The 23,466-nt window shown below is 53.7% G+C and carries 22 protein-coding genes; 15 read left to right on the forward strand and 7 right to left on the reverse strand.

Going from position 1 to position 23,466, the window contains the following annotated elements; genetic code table 11:
* The 5 genes from ROJ03_RS02415 to ROJ03_RS02435 all read left to right on the forward strand — a co-directional run bounded on the left by ROJ03_RS02415 (position 1) and on the right by ROJ03_RS02435 (position 4,124).
* Positions 1 to 915: a branched-chain amino acid ABC transporter permease gene (locus ROJ03_RS02415; protein WP_313725392.1), complete on the forward strand. Its 915-nt coding sequence runs from the start codon at positions 1 to 3 to the stop codon at positions 913 to 915.
* The gene (locus tag ROJ03_RS02420) at positions 912 to 1,691 is read left to right on the forward strand and encodes an ABC transporter ATP-binding protein (protein ID WP_313725393.1); all 780 of its coding nucleotides are present in this window, start codon (positions 912 to 914) and stop codon (positions 1,689 to 1,691) included. Before ROJ03_RS02415 ends, ROJ03_RS02420 begins: the two co-directional genes overlap by 4 nt.
* On the forward strand, positions 1,688 to 2,443 hold the full coding sequence (locus ROJ03_RS02425) for an ABC transporter ATP-binding protein (RefSeq protein WP_313725394.1): 756 nt from the start codon (positions 1,688 to 1,690) through the stop codon (positions 2,441 to 2,443). The genes ROJ03_RS02420 and ROJ03_RS02425 overlap by 4 nt, the downstream gene beginning before the upstream one ends.
* 61 nt (positions 2,444 to 2,504) lie before the next feature.
* A complete protein-coding gene (locus ROJ03_RS02430; protein ID WP_313725395.1) occupies positions 2,505 to 3,149 on the forward strand; it encodes a CBS domain-containing protein in 645 nt (214 codons plus the stop codon).
* The gene (locus tag ROJ03_RS02435; RefSeq protein WP_313725396.1) at positions 3,150 to 4,124 is read left to right on the forward strand and encodes a Smr/MutS family protein; all 975 of its coding nucleotides are present in this window, start codon (positions 3,150 to 3,152) and stop codon (positions 4,122 to 4,124) included. It abuts the gene before it with no gap.
* 72 nt (positions 4,125 to 4,196) lie between these two features.
* Here the strand turns inward: ROJ03_RS02435 and infA are convergent, their stop codons facing one another.
* Complete coding sequence (gene infA, locus ROJ03_RS02440; protein ID WP_013607767.1) at positions 4,197 to 4,415, reverse strand: translation initiation factor IF-1; 219 nt, start codon at positions 4,413 to 4,415, stop codon at positions 4,197 to 4,199.
* A gap of 70 nt (positions 4,416 to 4,485) precedes the next feature.
* Positions 4,486 to 5,868: a sodium-dependent transporter gene (locus ROJ03_RS02445; RefSeq protein WP_313725397.1), complete on the reverse strand. Its 1,383-nt coding sequence runs from the start codon at positions 5,866 to 5,868 to the stop codon at positions 4,486 to 4,488.
* 232 nt (positions 5,869 to 6,100) lie between these two features.
* On the opposite strand from ROJ03_RS02445, the gene ROJ03_RS02450 reads away from it, so the two are divergent.
* The 9 genes from ROJ03_RS02450 (at position 6,101) to ROJ03_RS02490 (ending at position 16,096) form a co-directional block, all read left to right on the forward strand.
* Positions 6,101 to 7,624 (forward strand): glycine hydroxymethyltransferase, encoded by a 1,524-nt coding sequence (locus tag ROJ03_RS02450; protein ID WP_313725398.1) that lies wholly within the window; start codon positions 6,101 to 6,103, stop codon positions 7,622 to 7,624.
* Between the two features lie 37 nt (positions 7,625 to 7,661).
* Positions 7,662 to 8,045 carry a glycine cleavage system protein GcvH gene (gene gcvH / locus ROJ03_RS02455; protein ID WP_313725399.1) on the forward strand — a complete coding sequence of 128 codons (384 nt, stop codon included), beginning with the start codon at positions 7,662 to 7,664 and terminating at the stop codon, positions 8,043 to 8,045.
* 63 nt (positions 8,046 to 8,108) lie between these two features.
* The gene (gene gcvPA / locus ROJ03_RS02460) at positions 8,109 to 9,464 is read left to right on the forward strand and encodes an aminomethyl-transferring glycine dehydrogenase subunit GcvPA (protein WP_313725400.1); all 1,356 of its coding nucleotides are present in this window, start codon (positions 8,109 to 8,111) and stop codon (positions 9,462 to 9,464) included.
* On the forward strand, positions 9,461 to 10,912 hold the full coding sequence (gcvPB, locus tag ROJ03_RS02465; protein WP_313725401.1) for an aminomethyl-transferring glycine dehydrogenase subunit GcvPB: 1,452 nt from the start codon (positions 9,461 to 9,463) through the stop codon (positions 10,910 to 10,912). The genes gcvPA and gcvPB overlap by 4 nt, the downstream gene beginning before the upstream one ends.
* A gap of 52 nt (positions 10,913 to 10,964) precedes the next feature.
* The gene (locus tag ROJ03_RS02470) at positions 10,965 to 12,365 is read left to right on the forward strand and encodes an amidohydrolase family protein (RefSeq protein ID WP_313725402.1); all 1,401 of its coding nucleotides are present in this window, start codon (positions 10,965 to 10,967) and stop codon (positions 12,363 to 12,365) included.
* A gap of 200 nt (positions 12,366 to 12,565) precedes the next feature.
* Positions 12,566 to 13,741, forward strand: coding sequence for a cytidine deaminase (gene cdd, locus ROJ03_RS02475; RefSeq protein ID WP_313725403.1), 1,176 nt, complete (start codon positions 12,566 to 12,568; stop codon positions 13,739 to 13,741).
* A complete protein-coding gene (locus ROJ03_RS02480) occupies positions 13,741 to 15,015 on the forward strand; it encodes a phosphatidylserine/phosphatidylglycerophosphate/cardiolipin synthase family protein (RefSeq protein WP_313725404.1) in 1,275 nt (424 codons plus the stop codon). Before cdd ends, ROJ03_RS02480 begins: the two co-directional genes overlap by 1 nt.
* A 1-nt stretch (position 15,016) precedes the next feature.
* On the forward strand, positions 15,017 to 15,541 hold the full coding sequence (locus tag ROJ03_RS02485) for a hypothetical protein (RefSeq protein WP_313725405.1): 525 nt from the start codon (positions 15,017 to 15,019) through the stop codon (positions 15,539 to 15,541).
* Between the two features lie 6 nt (positions 15,542 to 15,547).
* The gene (locus ROJ03_RS02490; protein ID WP_313725406.1) at positions 15,548 to 16,096 is read left to right on the forward strand and encodes a hypothetical protein; all 549 of its coding nucleotides are present in this window, start codon (positions 15,548 to 15,550) and stop codon (positions 16,094 to 16,096) included.
* Here ROJ03_RS02490 and ROJ03_RS02495 read toward each other — a convergent pair.
* On the reverse strand, positions 16,093 to 16,539 hold the full coding sequence (locus ROJ03_RS02495) for an RpiB/LacA/LacB family sugar-phosphate isomerase (protein ID WP_313725407.1): 447 nt from the start codon (positions 16,537 to 16,539) through the stop codon (positions 16,093 to 16,095). The genes ROJ03_RS02490 and ROJ03_RS02495 overlap by 4 nt on opposite strands.
* Before the next feature lie 113 nt (positions 16,540 to 16,652).
* On the opposite strand from ROJ03_RS02495, the gene ROJ03_RS02500 reads away from it, so the two are divergent.
* Entirely contained in the window at positions 16,653 to 18,287 is a 1,635-nt protein-coding gene (locus ROJ03_RS02500) for a putative manganese-dependent inorganic diphosphatase (protein ID WP_313725408.1), read from the forward strand.
* On the opposite strand, the gene ROJ03_RS02505 is transcribed toward ROJ03_RS02500, so the two are convergent.
* The 4 genes from ROJ03_RS02505 to ROJ03_RS02520 all read right to left on the reverse strand — a co-directional run.
* Positions 18,288 to 20,315, reverse strand: a complete 2,028-nt coding sequence (locus ROJ03_RS02505) for a RelA/SpoT family protein (RefSeq protein ID WP_313725409.1) — start codon at positions 20,313 to 20,315, stop codon at positions 18,288 to 18,290.
* Positions 20,300 to 21,163 carry a peptide chain release factor N(5)-glutamine methyltransferase gene (gene prmC, locus ROJ03_RS02510; protein WP_313725410.1) on the reverse strand — a complete coding sequence of 288 codons (864 nt, stop codon included), beginning with the start codon at positions 21,161 to 21,163 and terminating at the stop codon, positions 20,300 to 20,302. Before prmC ends, ROJ03_RS02505 begins: the two co-directional genes overlap by 16 nt.
* Before the next feature lies 1 nt (position 21,164).
* Positions 21,165 to 22,229: a peptide chain release factor 1 gene (prfA, locus tag ROJ03_RS02515; protein WP_313725411.1), complete on the reverse strand. Its 1,065-nt coding sequence runs from the start codon at positions 22,227 to 22,229 to the stop codon at positions 21,165 to 21,167.
* Positions 22,230 to 22,290: 61 nt separating this feature from the next.
* Positions 22,291 to 23,466: MFS transporter (locus ROJ03_RS02520; protein ID WP_313725412.1), on the reverse strand; the 1,176-nt coding region annotated here is incomplete at its 5' end.

Consider the following 23,466-nt stretch of genomic DNA (forward strand, 5'->3'; position numbering starts at 1 on the left):
ATGATTAACTTTTTTCTTTTGATACTCATCTATTCAGGAATATATGCCCTGATGGCTATCGGGCAGAACATCATCACCGGCTACGGTGGTATGCTCTCCCTCTGTCAGGCAGGGTTCTTTGCCATAGGAAGCTACACCACGGCAATCCTGGCCACCAAGCTTGGGTGGTCCTTCTGGGCGACACTTCCAGCGGCTGCCATCCTCAGTGCCCTATTTGGCCTGCTTATCGGGCTTCCTACCCTCAGGCTCAAGGGCGACTACCTTGCGATTGCAACCCTGGGCTTCGGGGAGATCGTAAGGAACGTACTGAACAACTGGGACTCCCTGACCAATGGTCCGATGGGAATCCAGAAGATCCCGATGCCAGACCTGTTTGGCTTTGTCATCAATCCCTACCGTAAGTATGCGTTCCTGGTCATGGTTATCCTATTTGTGGTCATAGCCTATCTGCTCTTCCAGCGGCTTGCCCGCTCCCGGATGGGCAGGGCCCTTGCAGCAGTCCGTGAAGATGAGATCGCAGCCCAGTCGATGGGGATCAACATCACCAAGTACAAGGTCTATGCCTTCGTCCTTGGCGCATCCGTTGCAGGTATCGCCGGCTCCTTGCAGGCAGTATTCTCCCTCTCTGTCACCCCAGGAACCTACACCTTCATGGTGTCGGTCATGGTCCTTTGCATGGTCGTACTCGGTGGGATGGGAAACTTCAAGGCAGCAATCCTTGGAACCTTCATCATCCAGCTCATCAGCTACTTCCCGCAACTTACCGGTCTGAGCAGTGTCATCCCCCCACAGTTCAAGCAGATCCTGTTTGGACTCATCCTGGTTGTGATGATGATCTGGAGACCCCAGGGGTTGCTTGGTCGCGAAGAAAGAACCTATGGCGGGAGCACGGAACGTAAGGGAGGCAAGCGATGATCCTTTTGGAAACCGAAGCCCTTACCAGGGCATATGGCGGCGTCGTAGCCGTCAACAAAGTGGATTTTCAGGTTGAGTCAGGACTCATCACCGGCCTCATTGGCCCTAACGGTGCAGGAAAGACAACCCTGTTCAACAACATTACAGGCCTGGACACCCCCTCCAAAGGGCGTGTCTTCTTCAATAACAAGGATATAACCGGGTTTCCAGCCCACAAGATCTGCCGCATGGGCATTGCCCGTACCTTCCAGAACATTCGCCTCTTCAAGGATTTGTCCGTGGTGGAGAACGTCATGATAGGCCGTCACTTCAAGACAGGCAGGGACGAAACGAAAGGTCGGTTCGTCAATGCGCTGAAAAGCTATGTCTATCTGAAGCGTGAGGAACAGGAGATCTACGAGAAGGCCGACAGCTGGTTGGATTTCTTTGAGATGGGCCAGTTCAAGAATGAGCTTGCAAAGAACCTTCCCTATGGGAAACAGCGGGAACTGGAGATTGCAAGGGCCCTTGCCACGGAGCCGCAACTGTTGTTCCTGGATGAACCTGCTGCCGGCATGAACCCCCAGGAGACTGAACACCTCATGGCCATCATCCGGAAGATTCGTGACCTTGGGATAACGGTTGTCCTTATCGAGCATGACATGAAGCTGGTCATGAACATCTGCGATACCATCACAGTCCTGAACTACGGACAGAAGCTGGCACAGGGAACTCCCAGGGAGATCAAGCACAATTCGAGTGTTATCGAGGCCTATCTCGGAAAGGAAGAAGAATGAGTGAATTGCTTACCATTGACGATATCTCCGTTACCTATGGAAACATCAAGGCGCTTCGGAATGTAAGCATGCACGTGAACCAGGGCGACATTGTCTGTCTCATCGGGGCCAACGGGAGCGGGAAAAGCACCCTCCTGAAAGCCATTGTGGGGCAGGAACCTCTGGTAAATGGAAGCATCACGTTTGATGGCGAGGAGATCTGCCAAACCCGTGGCGCGAATGGGAAGGGAAAGAAACACAAGATCCTGACCACCGACATCATCGCCTCAAGGGGCATCGCCCTGGTTCCTGAAGGCCGGAGGGTATTCTCCCAGATGACCGTTGAGGAGAACCTTGACATGGGAGCCTTCATGGTACGGGACAAGGCCCTCATCAACGAACGCAAGGAAGCGATGTATGATTTCTTCCCCATCCTGGGTGCCCGTAGGCGTCAGAAGACCCGTTCTCTCTCCGGAGGCGAACAGCAGATGATGGCGATCGCCCGGGCCTTGATGAGCGGTCCTCGCATGATCTTGCTCGATGAGCCTGGCTTGGGCCTTGCCCCGCTGGTAATTGCCGACATCTTTGAGAAGATTGACCTCATCAACAAGCAGGACAATGTAACGGTCTTCCTCGTTGAACAGAACGCAAGGATGGCCCTCAAGGCATCAACAGAGGGGTATGTCATGGAGAACGGAAAGATTGTCCTGCATGATGCCTCTGCATCCCTTCTGGAAAATGAAAAGGTCAGGGCGGCATATCTCGGTGAATAATGACTGGATATTACCTTTGTCTTGAATTATAGTAATGGTAGATGGTAGGTAGGAGAATCATATGATTATCGAACGAAGAATGACTCGCAACCCTGTTACAGCTACTCCTGACATGTCAATTGCAGAAGCCTCTGCTCTTATGAAGCAGGAGAAGGTCCATAGGCTTCCTGTATTGGATCGGGATAAGAAGCTTGTGGGACTCATCACTGAAAAGGATATCCTCTACGCCTCTCCCTCCCCGGCAAGCAGTCTTTCCATCCATGAGATGGCATACCTGCTCAGCAAGCTGACCGTCAAGAAACTGATGAGCAAGAATGTGGTTACCATCACCAAGGATACCACCGTTGAGGAAGCAGCCCGCATGATGGTCGACCAGGACCTCTCCTGTCTCCCTGTGCTGGAAGGTGATAAGCTCATCGGTATCGTCAGCAAGAGTGATATGTTCAAGATCCTGCTGGAACTGTTTGGTGCCCGTCATTTTGGCATCAGAGTCTCCTTTGTGGTGGAGGACAAGCCTGGCACCATTGCCAAGATATCCCAAGCCCTCAGCGAACAGGGTATCGATATCATCACCTTCGGGACCTTCATGGGAACCGATCCGACAAATGCCATCTGTACCATCAAGGTACAAGGCGCCCCCATCAGTAAGGTAGTGGAGATCATTAAGCCGTTCGTCTCACAGTTGTTGGACGTTCGAGAGGTATAAATGGCCAAGAAGAAACGTGTGGTTATACAGAAAGAGACGGCTGGTGACAGCCGTCTTCCTATTGAAGATGATTCGTATCGACCCTTTGAGGCTATCAAGAAGGTCGTTCCGAAAAACATAGAGAAGAAAACAAAACCCGTTGCCGTAGTTGCGACTGAGCGTAAGGAGCCCCTGATCAAAGGGTACGACCCCAATGCGAACTTTGGGGACATCCTCAGGGCATGGGAGACAACGGGGGAGATGGACGGCGTCACCGCCCGCATGAAGAGCCATAGCAAGGTGACGGTTCAGAAGTCCTTTGCTGAAATCCTTGCCCAGTGGGATGGTGAGAAGGTCAAGGAACAGACCAAGAAAGCCGAACCCATCAAGAAGAGTCAGCAGTACCTCCCTAAAAAGGATTTTGGCGCTCTGCTTGATGAGTACGATGGAGTGACACCCAAGAAGGACCGCCGTGTGGCCTCCTCCCAGCCCGTTCCCGCCCCAAGTCAGGAGAAGATCCTCCCTCCTACCAAGGAGATGGCACAGGCGTTGGAAGACAAGGCTGACCAGGATACCCAGACCAGAGGTGATGTCGCCTGGTCGTTTGCCGATACCTACCGCAAATGGAATGAGCTCTCCGACGAAGAGGCTGCCCTCGAGAAGGCCCTGAAGGAGAAACGGGAATCCAAGCCAGCTATCACCAGCATATCGGCCTTGCGTGCTATGGAGCCCCAGGCTACCTTGGACCTGCATGGCATGAAGGTCCTGGAAGCGGAAGCTGCGTCTGCCTCGTTTCTCAAGGAGTGTGCGGAAAAGGGTTTGAGGAAGGTCTGCATCATTCCTGGAAAAGGCTTGCATAATGAGAAGGGGTATTCACTCTTGAAGGAAGCTGCGCTCTCTCAGATCCGTCTTAGTGGCCTTGTAAGCGAGGCCTTTAGTCCCAAGGCTGTCCATGGTGGCAGTGGTGCTATCTGGATAATACTGAAAGAGAAATAGAAGGGACTTGACGAACAGCAGGATACACAAAAATGGCCGACTCTCTTGGAGAATCGGCCTTTTTGTTTGCTATTACCGTTCGCGATAGATGATCCGACCCTTGGTAAGATCATATGGTGAGAGTGCTACACGCACCGTATCACCAGGAACAATCCTGATATAGTGCTTTCGCATCTTGCCCGAAAGGTGGGCGAGGATAACATGCTGGTTCTGTAGTTCCACACGGAACATCGTATTGGGAAGTGCTTCGCGTACGACGCCTTCCACTTCAATCGCTTCTTCTTTGGCCACAAAGCCCTCCAAATATCTGCTTAAAAGCTAAACAATTATAGGCGTAACAGCATTTTCTGTCAACAGAAGCCTATTTAAAGAAGATATCCCAGTACCCTTTTAGGAACAAAACAAGAACAATTGCTGGGAGAATCCACTGGAAATAGAATTTGAGGGCCTTGGGAAATTTCAAACCCTTTCCCGTATCAGCCTCACCAATGAACTTGTTCCATCCCCAGCCATATCTGGAAGTACAGAAAAGGGTTATGAGCAGGGACCCGAAAGGAAGCAACGTCGAACTGACGATGAAATCCTCGAGGTCGAGAATGCCTGAACCGGGACCCATAGGCTGGATGTGCGAAAGAACGTTGAAGCCGAGCAGGCAGGGCAGGGAGAGGACGATAATGACAAGGCAGTTAATGACAGTTGCCTTTATCCTGCTGACCTGGTGCACATCTATCCAGTAGCTGACGATGTTCTCAAACACGGCGATGAGGGTGCTCAGGGCTGCAAAGCTCATGAACAGGAAGAACAGGGTTCCCCAGATTCTTCCTCCGCCCATCTGGTTGAAGATGTTCGGCAGCGTGATGAACAGCAGGGAGGGACCTGCATCGGGCTTGACTCCGAAGGCAAAGGCCGCTGGGAAGATGATCAGGCCGCTGGATAGGGCAATGAAGGTGTCCAGACCGATGATCCTCACCGCTTCCCCTGTAAGGGCATGTTCCTTGCCGATGTAGGATCCGAAGATGGAGATGCTTCCGATACCCAGGCTCAGGGTAAAGAAAGCCTGACCCATGGCAGCATAGATGGCCTCGAACATGCCGATCTCCCGCATTCTTGCGAAATCAGGAAGGAGGTAGAACTTCAGCCCTTCGCTGCCACCCTTGAGGGTGAGGCTATTGGCGGCCAGGACGATGATGAGGGCAAAGAGTCCCATCATCATGAATTTGGTGATTTTCTCTACGCCGTTCTGCAAGCCTCTTCCGACAGGGATAAAGCCCAGGATTGTGGCGATTACCATCCAGATTATCATCATGAGGGGGGAGTTCAGCATGTTGCCGAAGAAACCTCCGACCCCTGCCGCATCGAGACCCGCCAGGTCGCCTTTGGCAGTATGGAAGAAATAGGCCAGCAGCCAGCCGGAGATGGTGGTGTAGAAGAACATCAGCACATAGTTTCCCAGTATGGCAATGGGACCGAAGATGTTCCATTTTGTGCCCCTGGGTTGCAGGGTCTTGAAGGTAACGCCTATGTTCTGCTTGCTGGCCCGTCCGATGGAGAGTTCCATCACCATGACAGGAAGGCCGAGGATGACCAGGAACAGGATATAGAATAGCACAAAGGCCGCTCCACCATATCGTCCGGTTATGTAGGGAAATCGCCAGACATTTCCCAAGCCGATAGCGCACCCTGCTGAGAGGAAGATGAAGCCAAGGCGGCTTCCAAGTTTTTCTCGTGAGTTCGTCTTTTCCATTTGTTGTATCCTGTTTTTTTGACTACCAGGTAGCCTGTGGTATGATATGCCCTTTCTGCAATAAGAAGAACTTGTTGCAAGAATATGGGACAACCGATGTAGTTTACGGTCCCCCTGCGCAAAAATCAACTGTAAAGTTGCATTTCCCCGCCGTGATTTGTTCCCGAGCGTTGACAGAGCTCAAGTTGAAAGGCAAGATAGCAGTATTGATAACCACAGCATGAGGTAAAAAATGGCCGAAAAAAAAGCATTGGAAGCGTATTTGGCAAGGACTAGAAACATTAATACCGCCATGGTAGCGTATGTAGCGTCCTTGGAGAAAGTTGCAGATGTGGCTCCTGAGGTTGCTGGAAGAATCGTTGGGGAACTCAATGACCAGAGAACCCACCTGAAGCTGATTGCAAGTGAGAACTTCTCCTCCTTGAACTCACAACTGGCAATGGGAAACCTCCTTACCGACAAGTATAGCGAAGGGTTCGCCTACCATCGTTTCTATGCAGGCTGCGACAATGTGGATGCGATAGAGGCCTATGCTTCCCAGAAGGCCTGTGAGCTGTTTGGCGCAGAGCATGCCTATGTACAACCCCACAGTGGTGCAGATGCAAACCTCGTTGCCTACTGGGCAATTCTTCATGCAAAACTCCAAATACCCATGCTGGAAGAGCTTGGCATCACCAACCCAAGCGACCTGAGCCGCGAGCAGTGGGATGCTGTCCGTGCAAGACTGGGCAACCAGAAGATCCTCGGCCTTGACTACTACAGTGGTGGACACCTTACCCATGGCTATCGCCAGAACGTGTCAGCCCAGATGTTCGATGCCCACAGCTACTCAGTGGACGAAAAGACAGGCTTGCTCGATTACGACAGCATTGAGAGACAGGCAAAGGAGATCAGGCCCCTGATCTTGCTTGCTGGCTATAGTGCCTATCCGAGGAAGATCAACTTCAAGCGCATGGCTGAGATTGCCCATGGTGTTGGTGCTGTCTTCATGGTAGACATGGCACACTTTGCCGGCCTTGTCGCCGGAAAGGTCTTTACCGGGGAGTTCGATCCCGTCCCTTGGGCTGATGTGGTCACCACCACCACCCACAAGACCCTCCGTGGCCCACGCGGTGGCATGATCCTCTGCAAGAGTGAGTTTGCCGATAGCGTCGACAAAGGCTGCCCACTGGTGATAGGGGGACCTCTTCCTCACGTCATGGCTGCCAAGGCCGTAGCCTTCAAGGAAGCTCTTGACCCATCCTTCCTCCAGTACGCACAGAAGATTGTGGAAAACTCCAAAGCCCTTGCCCAGGCATGCATGGATGAGGGCATCACCGTTGCCACCGGTGGAAGCGACAACCACCTCATGCTCCTGGATGTCCGTGCCTTCGACCTCAATGGCCGGCAGGCGGAGACAGCCCTTCGCGAGTGTGGCCTGACGCTCAACCGCAATGCCCTTCCCTTTGACCCCAACGGCCCTTGGTACACCAGCGGACTGAGAATTGGCACCCCTGCAGTTACAACCCTTGGCATGGGAGAGAAGGAGATGCAGGAGATAGCCTCCATCATAGCCTTGGTCCTGAAAAACACCCATCCTTCAATCATTACCAAGGGTGCCAAGACTGGTGAAGTCAGCAAGGCAAAATCTGTTACAAGCGAGGATGCTGCCAACGAGGCCAGAAAGCGGGTTGCGACCTTGCTTTCCCGATTCAAACTCTATCCAGAGCTTGACTTGGCATTTCTCCAGGAATTCTTTCCCCTCGACATTGGTTGAGAGTGGTGGTAGCATTACTGATGTTTGGAGGTAAGGAATGAGCAGTATCCCTGAAGTTTTGAAGTATAGCAAGGACCACGAATGGGTCCGTCTTGATGGCGATAAGGCCTATGTGGGCATTACCGATCATGCGCAGGAGGAACTTGGAGAGATCGTGTTTGTGGAGCTTCCCCCTGTTGGCGAGCGGTTCGGCAAGGACGAGGAGATTGCAACCGTCGAGAGTGTCAAAGCTGCATCGGCAATCTACAACCCGATCGAAGGGGAGGTGGTTGCAGTCAATGAAGACCTTGACGATTCCCCAGACCTGGTGAATACCGACTGCTATAAGCATCACCTGTATGTGCTTGGATCCTTTTCCCAAAGTGATTTCGAGTCGCTGCTGGATGCAAATGCATATGGTGCGTTTCTCGAGAGCCTGTAAGAAGTTTCAATAAGCCGCCAGGAATTGGCGGCGTTGTTTTGCCCAGACAGAGAGGAGGCGAGTATGGTCTATCCCTACATTCCTCATACTGATGAAGACCGGCGAAGGATGCTGGAAGCCATTGGTGTGAGTTCGATTGAAGAGTTGTATTCCTCGTTGACTGAGGACCTGTTGCTCAGCGATTCGGTGCCCATCAGCCATGGGAGAACTGAGGATGAGGTGCTGAGGATGATCACCGCTATCGCCCAGCGAAACAGCACTGGCATCCCCTTTTTGGGTTGTGGCTGCTACGACCACCTGGTCCCCTCCACGGTGCAGACCTTGGCCAGTCTTCCCTCCTTCGTTACCGCATACACCCCCTACCAGGCTGAGATGAGCCAAGGTCTGTTGCAGGTGATCTATGAGTTCCAGAGCATGATCTGTGAGATCACCGGGATGGATATCTCCAACGCTTCCCTCTACGATGGCGCCAATGCTGCTGCCGAAGCCGCAACCATCATGATAAGCCACAAGCGCAAATCCTCTGCCGTCCTTGTCTCCTCCACCATCCACCCCTTTACCTTGCAGGTGCTCAATACCTGGGCCCTTGGTACCGGACACGAGATCCGTCTCATCCCTGAGAGGCAGGGTGTCACCGACCTGAAGAAATTGGATGATCTGCTCCAGGAAGAGGTTGCCGGCCTCATCGTACAGACCCCCAACCGGTACGGCCTGCTGGAAGATTTCAGCGGCATCGCCGATACCCTCCATGCCAAGGGCTGTCTTTTGGCCATCAGCAGCGACCTGCTTTCGCTTGCCATGCAGAAAAGCCCAGCCGAATGGGGAGCCGACATAGCTGTCGGTGATACCCAGGCCCTTGGGTTGCCCCTGGCCTTCGGAGGCCCTTCCTGTGGATATATGGCAGTTTCCACTGCCCTGATGCGCAAGATTCCCGGCCGCATTGTAGGCGCTACGGTCGACAAGCAGGGGCGAAGGGGCTACACCCTGACCCTGCAGGCCCGTGAGCAGCATATCAAGCGGGAGAAGGCCAGCAGCAATGTCTGCTCAAACCAGGCCCTTGCTGCCCTGATGACCACCATACACCTCTCATCCCTCGGATGGGGCGGGATGGTGGAGGCTGCAAAGCAGAGCTATGTGAAGGCTCACTACCTTGCCTACCATCTTGCCCAGCTGCCTGGGATGACCCTGGTATGGGATGTCCCCTTCTGGTGTGAGTTCCCCCTGGTGTTCTCGGATGCCAAGAAGATGCGCAAGTTCCTCCAGGAGCTTCGCAATGAGGGGATCTTTGCCGGTGTCAGGCTTTCGGGCCTCACCCGACAGGTAAAGGACGAGTTGGTCCTGTTGGTGGCCGTTACGGAAAAACGTAGCCGCGAGGAGCTTGAGCTCTATCTTGCTGCTGCCAGGAGGGTGATGAAATGAGTGAACCGCTCTTGATCGACAAGTCGAAGAAAGGACGCAAGGCATACTGTTTCCCGGCCCTGGACCTTCCCAGAGGGTTTGAGCAGGCCCTTCCTGATATCCCAGCCTCCATGTTGCGCGTCAAGGCCGCAAGGCTTCCTGAGGTGGCTGAACTGGATGTGGTCCGCCACTTTACCAAGCTCTCCACCCAATCCTTCGGAGTGGACAATGGGTGCTACCCGTTGGGTTCCTGCACCATGAAGTACAACCCCAAGCTTGGGGAACTGATCGCCCAGCTGCCAGCTTTCACCACCATCCATCCGTTGCAGGACCTCTCCACCGCCCAGGGGAGCCTCTCCATCATGTACAACCTCCTGGAGGACCTCTCCTCCATCACCGGCATGAGCTGGGGTAGCCTCCAGCCTTGTGCAGGAGCCCACGGCGAGTATACCGGGCTGAAGATGATCCGGGCCTACTTCATGAAGAAGGGTGAGACAAAACGCACCAAGGTGCTCGTTCCCATCAGTGCCCATGGTACCAACCCTGCAAGCGCTGCGATGAACGGCTTTGATGTGGTAACCATAGCAAGTGACAGGGAAGGCCTGGTCGACATGGATGACCTAGCCTCCAAGCTGGACGATTCGGTTGCGGCCCTGATGCTGACCAATCCCAACACCCTGGGCTTGTTTGAGAAGAACATCCTCAAGATCTCCTCGATGGTACACGCCTCTGGTGGGCTTCTCTACTATGATGGGGCGAACCTGAACGCGATCATGGGAATGGCAACGCCAGGGGATATGGGCTTTGATGTGCTGCACCTCAATTTGCACAAGACATTCTCCACTCCCCATGGCGGTGGTGGACCCGGCAGTGGTCCTGTCATGGTCAACGATATCCTCAGGCCCTTCCTGCCCAAGCCGGATATCGAACTGACCGACGGTGGATATGCCTACTCCTGGGACAGGCCCGACTCGATAGGGAAGGTAAGCATGTTCTGGGGCAACTTCCTGGTGTTGCTTCGGGCGTATGTCTATGTCCTGAGGATGGGCAGTGAGGGCATCAGGGCAGCATCATCGCATGCCGTGCTGAATGCCAACTACCTGAAGAGCAGGCTGGAAAAGCACTTCGACATCCCCTATGGGACGAAGGTCATGCATGAGTTTGTCATCAGCTGCGAATCCTTGAAGAAAGAGTATGGCATCACGGCCCAGGATATTGCCAAGGGGCTCATCGATGAGGGGTACCACCCCCCGACGATGTACTTCCCCTCCCTGGTCCCAGAGGCCCTGATGCTCGAACCTACGGAAAGTGAAAGCATCGAGACGCTCGACGCCTTTGCCGATACCCTCATCGCCATCCTTGAGAGGGCTAAGGAGGATCCCCTCTACCTGAAGGGGGCCCCTTACACCACTCCAGTTGGGCGTTTGGATGAGGTGAAGGCCGTCAAGGAGCCTGACCTGCGCTACTGATCGGCTCACATTTTACTTTGCATAGCTTGGAAAACTGAGGTATCCTGTAGGTATGAAGAGAATACTTATACAAAATGGACTTCTAGTGGACACCGAGTGGACCAGGCATGCAGATATCTTGGTTGAAGGCTCAAAGATAGTGCATATCGCAAACAAGATAGAGGCTCATGATGTTCCTGAAGGGACAGAGATTGTGCATGCCGAGGGCATGTGCATTCTTCCTGGCCTCATAGATGCACATACCCATTACCATCTGGTAAGCCGGGGGACCGTGACTGCTGATTCGTTTGCAGAGGGAAGCAAGTGTGCCGCCTACGGAGGAGTGACCTGCGTGGTGGATTTTGCTGACGACGACAAGAAGGGCAATCTCCTGGGCTGTACCGAGGCTCGCATCTCCGCCATGCAAGAGGGTATGGCGATAGATTTCTCCCTCCACCAGGGAGTCTACTCCTATCGCGAGGGCATCGGAGGCGAATTGGAAAAGCTCAAGAAGGGTGGGGTCAGGGTCATCAAGATCTTTACCACCTACCGCAATGTTGGCTATCTGGTCGAGAAGCGCGATGAGCTCAAGGAAATCTTCGCCCAGTGCAAGCGCCTGGATATGCTGGTAAGTGTCCATTGTGAAGATGATGGCCTGATCGAGAAGATCAACAAGGAGTATACGGGACCCTATACCCCCTCTGCCCACGCCGACCTTCGCCCAAGCGAGGCCGAGGCTGAGGGCATCCGTTTTGTGGGGGAGATCGCAGGGGAGCTGAAGATGCCCCTCTATGTAGTCCACCTCTCAAGCAAGGCGGGTCTTGAACAGGTACGGGAGCTTAGGGGAAAGGGTGTCCGTATCATTGTGGAGACGACACCCCACTACCTCTTTCTCAATCGTTCCAAACTTGAGGGAGTCCAGGGTAGCCTCTATGTCATGACCCCTCCGCTTCGCACTACCGAGGACAATGAGGCGCTGCAGGAAGCCCTGCTCAATGGCGAGATCCAGGTGGTGGCGACCGACCATTGCTCATTTACCAAGGAGCAGAAGCTTGCTAGCTCCGACTGCCGGACCATCTATCCTGGCATACCCGGATCTGAGGAGATGTTGCCTCTCCTCAATACCTTTGCCATGAACAGCGGAAGGATCGGTCTTCAGCAGGTGGTGAACCTGCTCAGCACCGGACCTGCCAAAGCATTTGGCCTCTATCCGAAGAAAGGGGCCCTGCGAGTCGGCTCTGATGCAGATCTTGTCATTTTTGACTCTGATGAGGCATGGACCCTCTCTTCCGAGACCACCCATTCGGCAAGTGGCTACACCCCCTATGAAGGCTTTGCTGTGGTTGGCAAGGCTGTCATGACCTACCTGCGGGGCAGGCTCATCATGGGCGATGGTATCTATCTGGGTATTGAGGGCAATGGAGAGTTTGTCAAGCAAGGCTCTCCCGGTAGGGGCAAGACTGTCATGCATTGACCCCTCCTTGGACAGTGGCTTATGATGTATTGGAAAGGATCACGGACGGCAACAGGAATGTTGCCGTTCTGTGCCTAATTGGCTTCTTGTTTGTTTTTTCTTAGAAATGGTTGGACAATTTGCCTATTGTGACTTCTCTCTGACTATATTTCTTGCCAGAGAGAGATTTTTTCTGTACAGTTGACCGGTAAGGAGTTTGCATGATTAATGGAATTCTCTTTGACATGGATGGTGTGCTCATTGATTCTGAACCCATCATTTTGCATGCTGCTATCTCATATTTTGCCTCATTGGGCCTTTCTGTGAGGAAAGAGGACTTTACCCCGTTCATCGGGGCTGGAGACCGGGCCTTTCTCTGCGGAGTTGCTGAGAAGTATGGCCTGGCCATTGACTTTGAGCAGGCCAGGGATGAGCTCTTTTCCCTGTACGAGGAGTATGCCATGGAAGTGGGGCCCCTGCATGGGGTTCACCGCTTCATTGCCAATGCCAAAAAGGCCGGGCTCAAGATTGCAGTTGCTACCAGCGGGGCCCCCAGGAAGGTTGAGATCAACCTCAAGAGCATAGGCCTCAGCCCATCCGACTTTGACCTTGTCGTGACCGGTAGCATGATCAAGCGCAACAAGCCCGCACCGGACATCTATCAGCTGGCAGCCCTGTCGATGGGCCTTCCTACCCAGGAGTGTCTGGTCATGGAGGATGCCATCAATGGTATCCATGCAGGGAAGAAGGCCGGTTGTACGGTTTGTGCCCTCACGACGACCTTCATACCCACAGAGCTTTTTGAGGCTGGTGCCGACCTTGCCGTAACCTCGTTGGACAGTTTTGAGGATTTCTCCTCTGTCGGGATGTTCAACCAACAGCTCGAGAGCATGATAGGCGAGGATGATGGCAAGATTACCTACGGGGCCGGGCGGATCCTGCCGGCATCGGGGGTCATGCAGACCAGGGAGCAACTGCTTAGGCTGGCTATCGGCGAAGCATATGCCAAACGGAAGAATGCCTATGCCCCCTATTCCCAGTTCAAGGTAGGGGCCGCTCTGCTCAGCGCTGCAACCAGTCGGGTCTACAGCGGATGCAATGTCGAGAATTCCAGCTATGGGGCAACCATCTGTGCAGAGCGCAATGCCGTGCTCAATGCTGTTGCCACAGAAGGGAGCCTGGGCATTGAGCTTCTGGTGGTTGTCAGCAAGGACTCGCCACCGGCACCCCCTTGCGCAGAGTGCCTGCAGGTACTTGCAGAATTCAGCCGTCCTGAGACGGAGATACATCTTCTCGACACAGTTGCTGCCGAACAAGAGGGCAAAGGGACTCATCTGGTCTATACCTTTGGAGAACTGCTTCCCTATCCATTTATCTTTCCTTCGATGAGGCTCTGATGAAACGATTGGTACTGCTCGCTGTTGTGGGCATGGTTCTGCTCTTTTCCAGTGGGTGCAACTCGACAAAATACCTGGTGAAGGGACCCTCTGTGGATACCTCCATTCCTTTTGCTGAGAAAATGGAGCACTTCGACATACCAAAGGTTGAGGTAACCTATCCTACCATCTATTTTGATGGGCATCTGTGGCGTGACAGGGTGGCTGAACTGGTCGCTTCCGCCAAGGACTATGTCATTATCTCCTCGTTTCTCGCTTCAAGTTCCGAGGACCTGGAGTACCTCTACAATCTCATAGCCGAAAAGGCAAAGTCGGGTGTCCGCATCTACTTCGTTGTGGATGGGACTGGCGCCTTTGACATGACCGAGACGCGCTTCCACCTCATCCCCCTGAAATTCCTCAGGGACAGTGGTGTCCACCTTCTCGAGTACAACCCTCTCTCGGTTTCCAGGATGGTTGGGGTGACGAAGCTGATGTTCCGGGACCACCGAAAATTCCTTATCGTTGACGGGAAGAACCTGGCTTTGGGAGGGATGAACCTCAACTACATCTCCATCGGTGCGGATGGAGACGACCTTCAGCGTGATACCATGTACGAGTTCTCCTCCCCCCAGTTGTGCACGGTCATGTTGGATGGCTTTGTCTCCTGGTGGAATGAGCAGACCTGGGATACCGTCAAGCGGGAGGACTTCTCCGTCGACTATGATTTCGGCAAGGGTGAGGAGCACTACACCGCCTGGTTTGTTGACCAGTACCCGCTTTCCAACAAGCTGGCGGGCTTCTATGGATCCCTGCTTACTGAAGCGAAAAGTAGTGTGAAGACCCTCCCTTTCCTTCCCTTCTTCGACCAGAACCTGCTCTCTGTCTTCCGGCAGACAGGCAAACGAGGGGTGGATGTGCAGATGATGATTCCCTTTGATTCACGGGTGTCCAACCGAAAAGGCATCGAATACATGACAAAGGACCTCCTGTCCATGCAGATAGACCTGCGGATGGAACAGGAAAGCAAGACGTCTCAGCAGCTTCTGCACGAGAAACTGATGATCATTGATAGCCGGTATGTGGTGATCGGGTCGACAAACCTGAACTACCGCTCCTTTACCCTTGCCTTCGAGATGTCACTGGTCATCGACTGTCCAAGCTTCGCCATGGAGATGGAAAAGCATTTTGACAAGATCTTTGGTGATTCGCTACCCGTAACTGTGGAGCAAGCCGACAAGTGGAGGTCGTTTGAAAGCTGGCCCCGCTATGCATTTGGGATCATAGGAGGTTGAGATGAAACGGATAGTCCTTATGGTTGTTGCGTTCTCTCTCCTGGCATCCCCCCTAGTAGGGCGTAGCCTCGGCTATGGGGTGGGGTTCTATGGCCAGAGCATCATTGAGGAGGAAGCAGCCTCCTCAAGTGGAGTCGAGCTCTCCTTTGTCTACCAGCCATGGCTTTTGCCGGTTGGCAATCCTTCCCTGATAGCCAAGGCTGTCATGGGAACCGACATGACTGGAAAATTGGTTTTCCCCTATGTTGAATTTGGCCTTTCTGTAGACCTTTTCAGGACCATTCACCACCCCTTCAACCTGTTTGCCAACAATGTGGTGGCGTACGACCCTGCCGTCTCGGTTAGCTACCATCGTGATGCGGAGGCCCCTTCCCAGCTCCTTAGCATAAGCGTGAGCCCCTTCAAGCTCAGCCAAAAGGATTTTTGGTATGAGTTTTTCGTCCCCTCGGTCTCCATTGACATCCAGACCGGGAAAGTAGCCAGTTGGGGCATTGCCCTGATCCGTTACACCTATATCTTCAAGTAGGCCTGCATGAGAAAATTGATCTGTTGTCTGTTGCTTGTGGTATCTGTTTTTTCCCCACTCTCTGCGGGGACCTTTGACCTGGGACTAACCTTGGGTACGAACTCCCATTTTGGAGAAAAGGGGAGTGACGTGAGCAAGATGAAGCTTGCTTGGGGCGTGACCCTTGGCCTTACCGACCTTTGGGAACTTGAGTTGCAGGCAAACAGCTCCCTCATCCCCCGGTTCTTCGGTGATACCTCCTTCGTGATCCTCGCCCAGAAAGCCATGCTAGGGCAACGTTCGACAGGGGGCAAGGTCGCAGGCTTGGGGATAAACTCGCTGCTCGGGGCAGGTATCATGGTTTCCAATGAGTGTTTTGACGGGGAATTCTTGCTTCCAACCCACCTCCTGTTGAGTGTGACACCCATGTCAGTGGGCAACCCGATATCGTGCAAGCGTGAACGGGCTCTTGCCGTTACGCTTGCCTACAATGTGTTCACTTCACAGGTGAGTGTGCTCTTCGACCTCATAAAATACGATTTCTATCTGGTTGGGACATACAAGGACTATCTTTAGCAGCTCTGCTCCAAGGCCATGATCTTGTCAACGCGCCGTTGGTGTCGGTCACCTTCGAAGGTTGCACTGGTAAAGGCATCGAGGATAGCACAGGGATCTTCACTGTAGTCGATCCTTCCTCCAAAGGCTATGAAGTTCACGTTGTTGTGCCTTCGTGCCATGGAGGCTGCATAGGAGTTCTGTGGGAGTGCACAACGGATCCCGTCAATCTTGTTTGCACTGATGGAGATGCCTATCCCTGTTCCGCAGAGCAGGATCCCGAACTCATATCCGCCTTTCTTGAACTCGTCACAGGCGAGTTTTGCCATATCTGGGTAATCGACCGAGTCGTTGCTGGTGACTCCAAGATGGTTGACCGTATATCCGTCCTTCGTGAGATGTTGCACAAACGACAGGGCCAATTCCACGGCTCCATGGTCATTTGCGATCACTACATTAGCCATAGGTTCCTCCTGGGCTTCGATGGTAGCGCATTTGATCATCTCTGCCTAGTTGCAATCTTGGTTGCCCAACAGGTCCAACTGCTGTAGAATGGCTTACACAAAGGAAGAAAACAGTGGCTGACATCTACATTAGCGGTCATCGGAACCCGGATATGGACAGCGTATGTGCTGCCTATAGCTATGCATATCTGAAAAACAAGCTGGACCCTACCAATACATACATACCCGTGCGGTGTGGCAACCTCAACGAAACAACCAAGGCACAGTTTGAGCGCATTGCCGTCACCCCCCCTGCCTTCATCAAGGATGTACGCTCGCGTGTATCCAGTGTGACCAGGACCCCCAAGACCGTCCTGCAGACGACGGACCCTGTCTACAACCTGGTCTCCTTCTATGGCAAGGCCACCCAAAGTTCGGTAATACCGATCCTTGAGGGAGCTGAATACCGGGGCCTGCTCAGTGTTGATGAGGTAAGCAGTTTTGTGCTCCTCGAAAACAATGGGACAAGGCCCATCTACCACTTTGTCCCCGATAATTTTCCCAAGGTCCTCAGGGGCAAGTTTCTCAGGAAAGGGGAGCTTGATTCGTTTGATGCGCCGATCATGGTAGGGGCTATGCGCTATACGGTTTTCTGCAAGCACATGGAGGCCTTGGTCGACCAGAAACCCATATTGGTGGTAGGGGATAGGGAAGACCACATAAGAAAAGCTGTTGAGATGCAGATTCCGGCTATCGTCCTAACGGGATTGGAACATGGGCTCACCTCCCAGGTAGACTTCTCTTCCTACAAGGGTACGGTCTTCGTCAGTGAGGGTGATACTGCAGAGACCCTTCGGCTTCTTCGGCTTACCATCCCGGTTACCCAGCTCATTAGTACCAATCCACCAAAAATCCAGGATGATACGCTTTTTGATGAGGCCAAGGCAATTCTTGCAGAGAGCGAGTTCCGTGGCTTGCCCGTCTTCTCGGGAGAGACATGGAAAGGGTTCATCACCAGAAGATGTTTTCTGGAAAGGCCAAGGACAAAGCTGATCATGGTCGACCACAACGAGCCGGAGCAGAGCGTCCCAGGCATTGAGGAGGCTGAGGTGGTCGAGATCATAGACCACCACCGTCTGGGGGCTGCCAAGACCCGCCAGCCCATCTACATCCGATGTGAGCCTCTTGGCTCGACATGTACGATCATCTACAACCTGTTCACCCGCAGCAATGTGGCGATCCCCGAAAGCCTGGCCAAGGTGATGCTCAGCGGCATTGTCAGCGATACCATCATGCTCAAGAGCCCCACCACAACCTTTGAGGACTTTACTGCGGTCCAGGATCTCTGTGCCTTGGCCAATATTCCTGACATGGTCCGCTTTGGCGAGCGGATGTTCTCCAGCGGTGCCTCCCTTGCCAAGGAAGACCCCCGCAAGATGCTGGAAGCGGATTTCAAGCAGTATGAGGAGTTTGGCGTACGGTTTGGTATTGGCCAGTGTGAAGTCACGACCCTTTCCGACCTTGAGGACTACCGGGAGGCATATCTCAAGGAGCTTGAGCAGCTGAAGCGAGCCTATGGCCTTAGCTGGGCAATGTTCCTCATCACCGATGTGGTCAGGGAGCATAGCGTACTGCTGATGACTCCCATGCAGGGATTTGAAAGAAAACTGGTCTACATAAAGCAGGCTGACGAGACATTCAGCCTGCCCAAGGTCCTTTCCCGCAAGAAACAGCTGTTGCCGGAAATCCTCAGAGTCCTTGGGGAGTGATCACTTGATCTCACTGATGGAGTTCACCGATGGGATGGTCTTGAGGTTCTTGATGATCTTCTTGAAGTCATCCTCATGCTGGACCTCCATGGTGAAGGTCCCCATGAGCTTGCCTTCGTCGTCATCATGCAGCCGTCCCTCAATGAGATGGCCCTTGAATTTCCTGAGCGTCCCCTCGATCTCCCCGAAGAGGTCGTAGGTGCGCTTGCTGGAGATGCTGAACCGTTTGGTGAGTTTCGGCGACTCCGTTTCCCACTCCACTTCAATGGACCGGTCTACTATCTCGCTCATGTTCTTGAGGTTGGGACAGTCACGTTTATGGACGATGATGCCTCTGCCCCTGCTGATGTAGCCGACAATCTCATCCCCACGGACAGGGGAGCAGCACTGGGCGATGTTGATCATCATGTTCTTTTCGTCGCCAACGCGGAACTTCATCTTGGTGGGGTCGAACACCTGGCGGACTATCTCGTCTCCCTCAAGGATCGGGGGAGCCTGGACAGGCTGTTCAACCTTCGCCTGGGTCTCGATGCTCTTGCGCTTGGCAATGATGTCCTTGTCGATGAGGATGTTCTCATCGTACTTGTTCAGCCACGCCTTGATCTTCTTCCTTGCACTGCTGGTCTGCACATAGCGCAGCCACTGCAGGCGGGGCCTTGCGTTGGGTGATGTCAGGATCTCGATGACCTGGGTATTCTTCAGCGGGGTGTTGAGGGCTATGATCGAGCCATCGGCCTTTGCCCCTGTGGTATGGTTGCCCACCTCGGTATGGATCTGGTAGGCAAAGTCCAGGGCAGTGGAGTTTGTGGGCAGTTCCACGATATGGCCTTGGGGGGTGAATACGTAGATCGTATCCTTCAGCAGTTCACCCTTGATATCATCCATGTAGGATTCGCTGGTCTCTATCTCATTGGACCAGGTCTTCAGCTTGCTGATGATCTTGGAGAACTGGTCGTTGTCCATCTTTGACCAGGTGCCGCTTTCGCTGCCCGTCTCCGCCTTGTAGGTCCAGTGGGCGGCAACGCCGTACTCGGCTGTGAAATGCATCTCCTTGGTGCGGATCTGTATCTCCATGAGCTTGCCGTCGAGGGCCATGACGGTGGTGTGGAGGCTCTGGTAGTTGTTGGCCTTGGGCATGGCGATGTAGTCTTTGAAACGCCCCTCGATGGGTGGCCAGAGGCGGTGGATGACACCCAGGATGGTATAGCATTCGGTGATGGTGTTGCACAGGATCCTTACCCCAAGGATGTCGAAGATCTCATCGATCTCCTTTTTGCGCTTTTTCATCTTCATGTAGACCGAATAGGTATGCTTGGCTCTGCTGGTCACGATGACATCGCTGAGGTTCGCATCGCCGCATGCACGGTAGATGCTCTTCTCTATCCGGTTGAGGTATGCAGTCTGCTCACCCTTCTTGCTCAACAGGTAGTCCTGGATATACTGGTAGGTATCGGGCTTGAGGATCTTCAGCGAGAGGTCCTCAAGCTCATCCTTCAGCCAGGAGATGCCGAGCCTGTCCGCTAGGGGGGCGAAGATGTCCAGCGTCTCGCCAGCAATCTCCTTCGCCCTCTCAGGCTTGAGATGCTGCAGCGTGCGCATGTTGTGCAGCTTGTCAGCCAGCTTGATGATGACCCGGATGTCCTTGCTCATGGCGAAGAACATCTTCCTGATGGTCTCGGCTTCCTGCACACTGCGGCTCATCGCCTTGAGGTTGCTGATCTTGGTCTCGCTCTCGACCATGTCTGCAACCGGCTGGCCAAACAGCTCGGCAAGTTCCTCGTATGTTGTGTCGGTATCCTCGATGGTGTCGTGCAACAGGCCGGCGATGATGGTATCGGCATCCATCTTCAGCTGTATGAGGATTTCCCCTACTGCAAGGGGGTGGATGATGTATGGCTCCCCACTGGCCCTTTTCTGGTTGTTGTGCTTGGACGCAGAGTAGGTGGCGGCTGCAAGGATCTTCTCCTGGTCCGCCTTTGGATACTTGAAGGCTTTCTGTATGAAACGCTCTATCAGTTGTTCGTACAATTATATATCCCCCATACTACTCGTTCACGTTCAGTCAGGTCCTTTTCGCTCTTCACCGATGCAAACCCATGGCTTGCCATGATCTTTTTGACCTCATCGACCTGCCGATAATCACATTCGAGCATCAAGGAGCCATGGTCGTTCAGGCAGTGGGTGCTCTCCTCTACCAGAGTCCTGATAAGCTCAAGCCCATCATCGCCGAGGCCATCGAGGGCAAGACGTGGTTCGTGCTTTACATCGATGCTCACCTCCTCACACCACTGGGCGGTCAGGTATGGGGGGTTGCTGACGATGATATCATACTTATCGGTGAGAAGGGAGAGAAGATCCCCCTGGAGTTGCTCAAGTGGATGGCCTACTAGGGCCATTGCATTGCTCTTTGCCACCGCAAGGGCATCGGGCGAGATGTCCGAGAGGGTTACGTCGTAGCCAAGTTCACAGGCCAGGGTTATTCCTACACAGCCGCTACCGGTACAGACATCGATGATGGATAGCCTTCTGTTCTTGCTTTTTGCATGGTGGAGGGCAACTTCCACCAACGTCTCCGTATCGGGACGGGGTATGAGCACCCGTTCATCGACCAAGAACGATCTCCCATAGAAATCCTTGTAGCCGAGGATGTATGCCATGGGACGACCTTTCAGCCTCTCTTCGAGAAGGGCCTTCACCAAACAGATCTGGTCCTCCTCCAGCAGCCTGTCGGAATGGAGGATCTGCTGGATCTGGTCCAGGGCCGTTACCTTCTCAACCAGAAGTCGGGCCTCGAGGTCGGCACTCTCTGTCATGTCAGCTTGGCGTAGTGTCTGGGTACAGAAGGCCTTGAGTTCCTGAACAGAGGTGCCATCCATATCAGGCGTCCTGGATGGCTTGTTCACCTGCAGCAATCTTCAAGGCATCGATGACCTCTTCAAGTTGCCCGCCGAGGATCAGTTCAAGCTTGTAGAGGGTAAGGTTGATCCTGTGGTCGGTAAGGCGGTTCTGGGGAAAGCTGTAGGTGCGGATGCGCCCGCTTCTGTCCCCGGTCCCAACCTGGCTCTTCCTGGCTTCGGACCGTTCGCGGTTTTTCTTCTCTTCTTCCATGTCATAGAGGCGGGAACGGAGGACTCGTAGTGCCTTTGCCTTGTTCTTGATCTGGCTCTTCTCATCCTGGCAGATGACCACCATGCCTGTGGGTAGGTGGGTGAGGCGAACGGCACTGTCTGTGGTGTTGACGCTCTGTCCACCGGGACCGCCGGAGCGCATGACGTCTATCTTCAGGTCTTCGCTCCTGATCTCGATGTCGGTCTCCTCGGCTTCAGGCAGGACAGCAATGGTGACAGCAGAGGTGTGTATCCTTCCGCCGCTCTCCGTCTCTGGGACCCGCTGTACCCGGTGGGTACCGCTTTCCCAACGGAGGGAGCCATAGACATCCTTGCCGCTGACTCCGATGATCAGTTCCTTGTAGCCACCGATACCGGTCTCGTTGGAACTGAGGATCTCCATCTTCCAACCTTTCTGGTCGGCATAGTGGCTGTACATCTTGAAGAGGTCGGCAGCAAAGAGGGCAGCCTCGTCGCCGCCTGTACCTGCCCTGATCTCCATGATGATGTCCTTTCCTTGCATGGGATCGGGTGGGATGAGCAACATCTTGGTCTTGTTCTCTGCCTCTGCATAGGCCTTCTTCAGACCTGAGAGTTCTTCCCGTGTCATCTCCAGCATCTCGTGGTCGCTCTCCATATGCAAGAGCTCCTCCGCATCGGAAATCTGGCTCAAGAGGCTTTTCATCCGGTTCAGTTCGTCAATGATCGGGGCAAGGTGAGAGCGTTCCTGGTTGAGGCTTTTGTACTTCTTCATGTCCTGCATGGTTTCAGGAAGGCTGAGCTTTGCGTCTATATCTTCAAGCTGCTTCTGGTATTCGGGCAGTTTCCTAAGCATGGGTATCTCCTACAATAACTCTTGCAAGTATACAAAACTAGGATGGGTTTGCATAGCATTGCTAGACATCCAGTTGTTTCAGTGCAAGATGGTTTTGGGCAACCATGGCAGGGGTAAGGCTGTTCATCCTGGCAAACAACAGGGCACCGGCGAGGAAGAAGAGCGCTGGTATTACTCCCATGTGCAGGCTGATGCCGAACTTTGCTGCCGGGGTCATCGCATCGGGGTCGAAGCCGGTGAGGGTATGGACGGAGAAGAATACTATGGCTTGGCTGGCATAGCTGAAGCGCATGAAGAATGCACGGATGCCGAGGATGACCCCGTCATCACGTCGTTTCTGCCGCACAACCATGTTGTCCAGCACATCGGCCATGGCAGGGCTCATGAAGGTCCAGAACCCACCGAAGCCCAGACCCCAGAGTGCCATGGTGATGATGAAGGCCATCTGGGAGGTGACAAAGGTCAGCGGGATAGCGAACAGGGCCATGAAGAGGGAGCAGATGATCAGCAGCCTCTGGTTGTTTTTCAGTCGCTTGGCGACCTGGGTCCAGAGGAGGATGGAGAGAAGGGCCCCTACCAGCATCCCTGCAAAGATCGGGGTTGCCTGGCTGCTCTCCTTTTCCATCACATATTTGACCACATAGTTGATGCTGCTGGTCATGCACATGCATCCGCTCTGGTAGAGGAAGAGGAACAACACGAATGCAAGGAGGTTCTTGTCCTTCAGGGCCTGCTTCATCTGGGTGAAGAAGGAAGGGGCATCCTCTTGCTGCTGCTGTTTGGCAAACCTGGCTACCATCTCCTTGGTCTCAAATACCCCGTAGCCCACCAGCAGCGAGGTTGCCAGGCTGATGGCGGCGATGACCAGAGCACAGACCAGATAGCTGGGACGGTCCCCGTAGGAGAATACCAAGGGTGGGACGATGAAGCCTGCGGCGATGCCCAGGACCCCGATGCCGGTTCCTATGGCTGCGGTGGTGGCCCTCTCCTTCTGCTCCCTGAACTTGTCAGGATAGACACTCTGGTAGTTGACCTCCCACAGGGAGAAGGCCCCGTCGTAGAGGCAGATGGTAAGGACCATCCAGAAGAATACCGGAAGGGGGTTCTCCTTGGCATTCCAGTGGAGGGGAACTGCGAAGATAAGGAAGAAGGAGAGGCTGGACAAGACCAGGCCTATCATGATCCAGGGGAATCTTCTGCCGAGCTTCTTCGAAAAAGGGGCACCCTTGTTGGTTAT

Source organism: Sphaerochaeta sp. PS, from assembly GCF_032144095.1.
Lineage (GTDB): Bacteria > Spirochaetota > Spirochaetia > Sphaerochaetales > Sphaerochaetaceae > Sphaerochaeta.

What these genes read in the sequence shown, in the direction of transcription:
- ROJ03_RS02415 (WP_313725392.1), top strand. Translation starts at nt 1, where the DNA reads ATGATTAACTTTTTTCTTTTGATACTCATCTATTCAGGAATATATGCC.
- ROJ03_RS02420 (WP_313725393.1), top strand. Translation starts at nt 912, where the DNA reads ATGATCCTTTTGGAAACCGAAGCCCTTACCAGGGCATATGGCGGCGTC.
- ROJ03_RS02425 (WP_313725394.1), top strand. Translation starts at nt 1,688, where the DNA reads ATGAGTGAATTGCTTACCATTGACGATATCTCCGTTACCTATGGAAAC.
- ROJ03_RS02430 (WP_313725395.1), top strand. Translation starts at nt 2,505, where the DNA reads ATGATTATCGAACGAAGAATGACTCGCAACCCTGTTACAGCTACTCCT.
- ROJ03_RS02435 (WP_313725396.1), top strand. Translation starts at nt 3,150, where the DNA reads ATGGCCAAGAAGAAACGTGTGGTTATACAGAAAGAGACGGCTGGTGAC.
- ROJ03_RS02445 (WP_313725397.1), bottom strand. Translation starts at nt 5,868, where the DNA reads ATGGAAAAGACGAACTCACGAGAAAAACTTGGAAGCCGCCTTGGCTTC.
- ROJ03_RS02450 (WP_313725398.1), top strand. Translation starts at nt 6,101, where the DNA reads ATGGCCGAAAAAAAAGCATTGGAAGCGTATTTGGCAAGGACTAGAAAC.
- gcvH (WP_313725399.1), top strand. Translation starts at nt 7,662, where the DNA reads ATGAGCAGTATCCCTGAAGTTTTGAAGTATAGCAAGGACCACGAATGG.
- gcvPA (WP_313725400.1), top strand. Translation starts at nt 8,109, where the DNA reads ATGGTCTATCCCTACATTCCTCATACTGATGAAGACCGGCGAAGGATG.
- gcvPB (WP_313725401.1), top strand. Translation starts at nt 9,461, where the DNA reads ATGAGTGAACCGCTCTTGATCGACAAGTCGAAGAAAGGACGCAAGGCA.
- ROJ03_RS02470 (WP_313725402.1), top strand. Translation starts at nt 10,965, where the DNA reads ATGAAGAGAATACTTATACAAAATGGACTTCTAGTGGACACCGAGTGG.
- cdd (WP_313725403.1), top strand. Translation starts at nt 12,566, where the DNA reads ATGATTAATGGAATTCTCTTTGACATGGATGGTGTGCTCATTGATTCT.
- ROJ03_RS02480 (WP_313725404.1), top strand. Translation starts at nt 13,741, where the DNA reads ATGAAACGATTGGTACTGCTCGCTGTTGTGGGCATGGTTCTGCTCTTT.
- ROJ03_RS02485 (WP_313725405.1), top strand. Translation starts at nt 15,017, where the DNA reads ATGAAACGGATAGTCCTTATGGTTGTTGCGTTCTCTCTCCTGGCATCC.
- ROJ03_RS02490 (WP_313725406.1), top strand. Translation starts at nt 15,548, where the DNA reads ATGAGAAAATTGATCTGTTGTCTGTTGCTTGTGGTATCTGTTTTTTCC.
- ROJ03_RS02495 (WP_313725407.1), bottom strand. Translation starts at nt 16,539, where the DNA reads ATGGCTAATGTAGTGATCGCAAATGACCATGGAGCCGTGGAATTGGCC.
- prmC (WP_313725410.1), bottom strand. Translation starts at nt 21,163, where the DNA reads ATGGATGGCACCTCTGTTCAGGAACTCAAGGCCTTCTGTACCCAGACA.
- prfA (WP_313725411.1), bottom strand. Translation starts at nt 22,229, where the DNA reads ATGCTTAGGAAACTGCCCGAATACCAGAAGCAGCTTGAAGATATAGAC.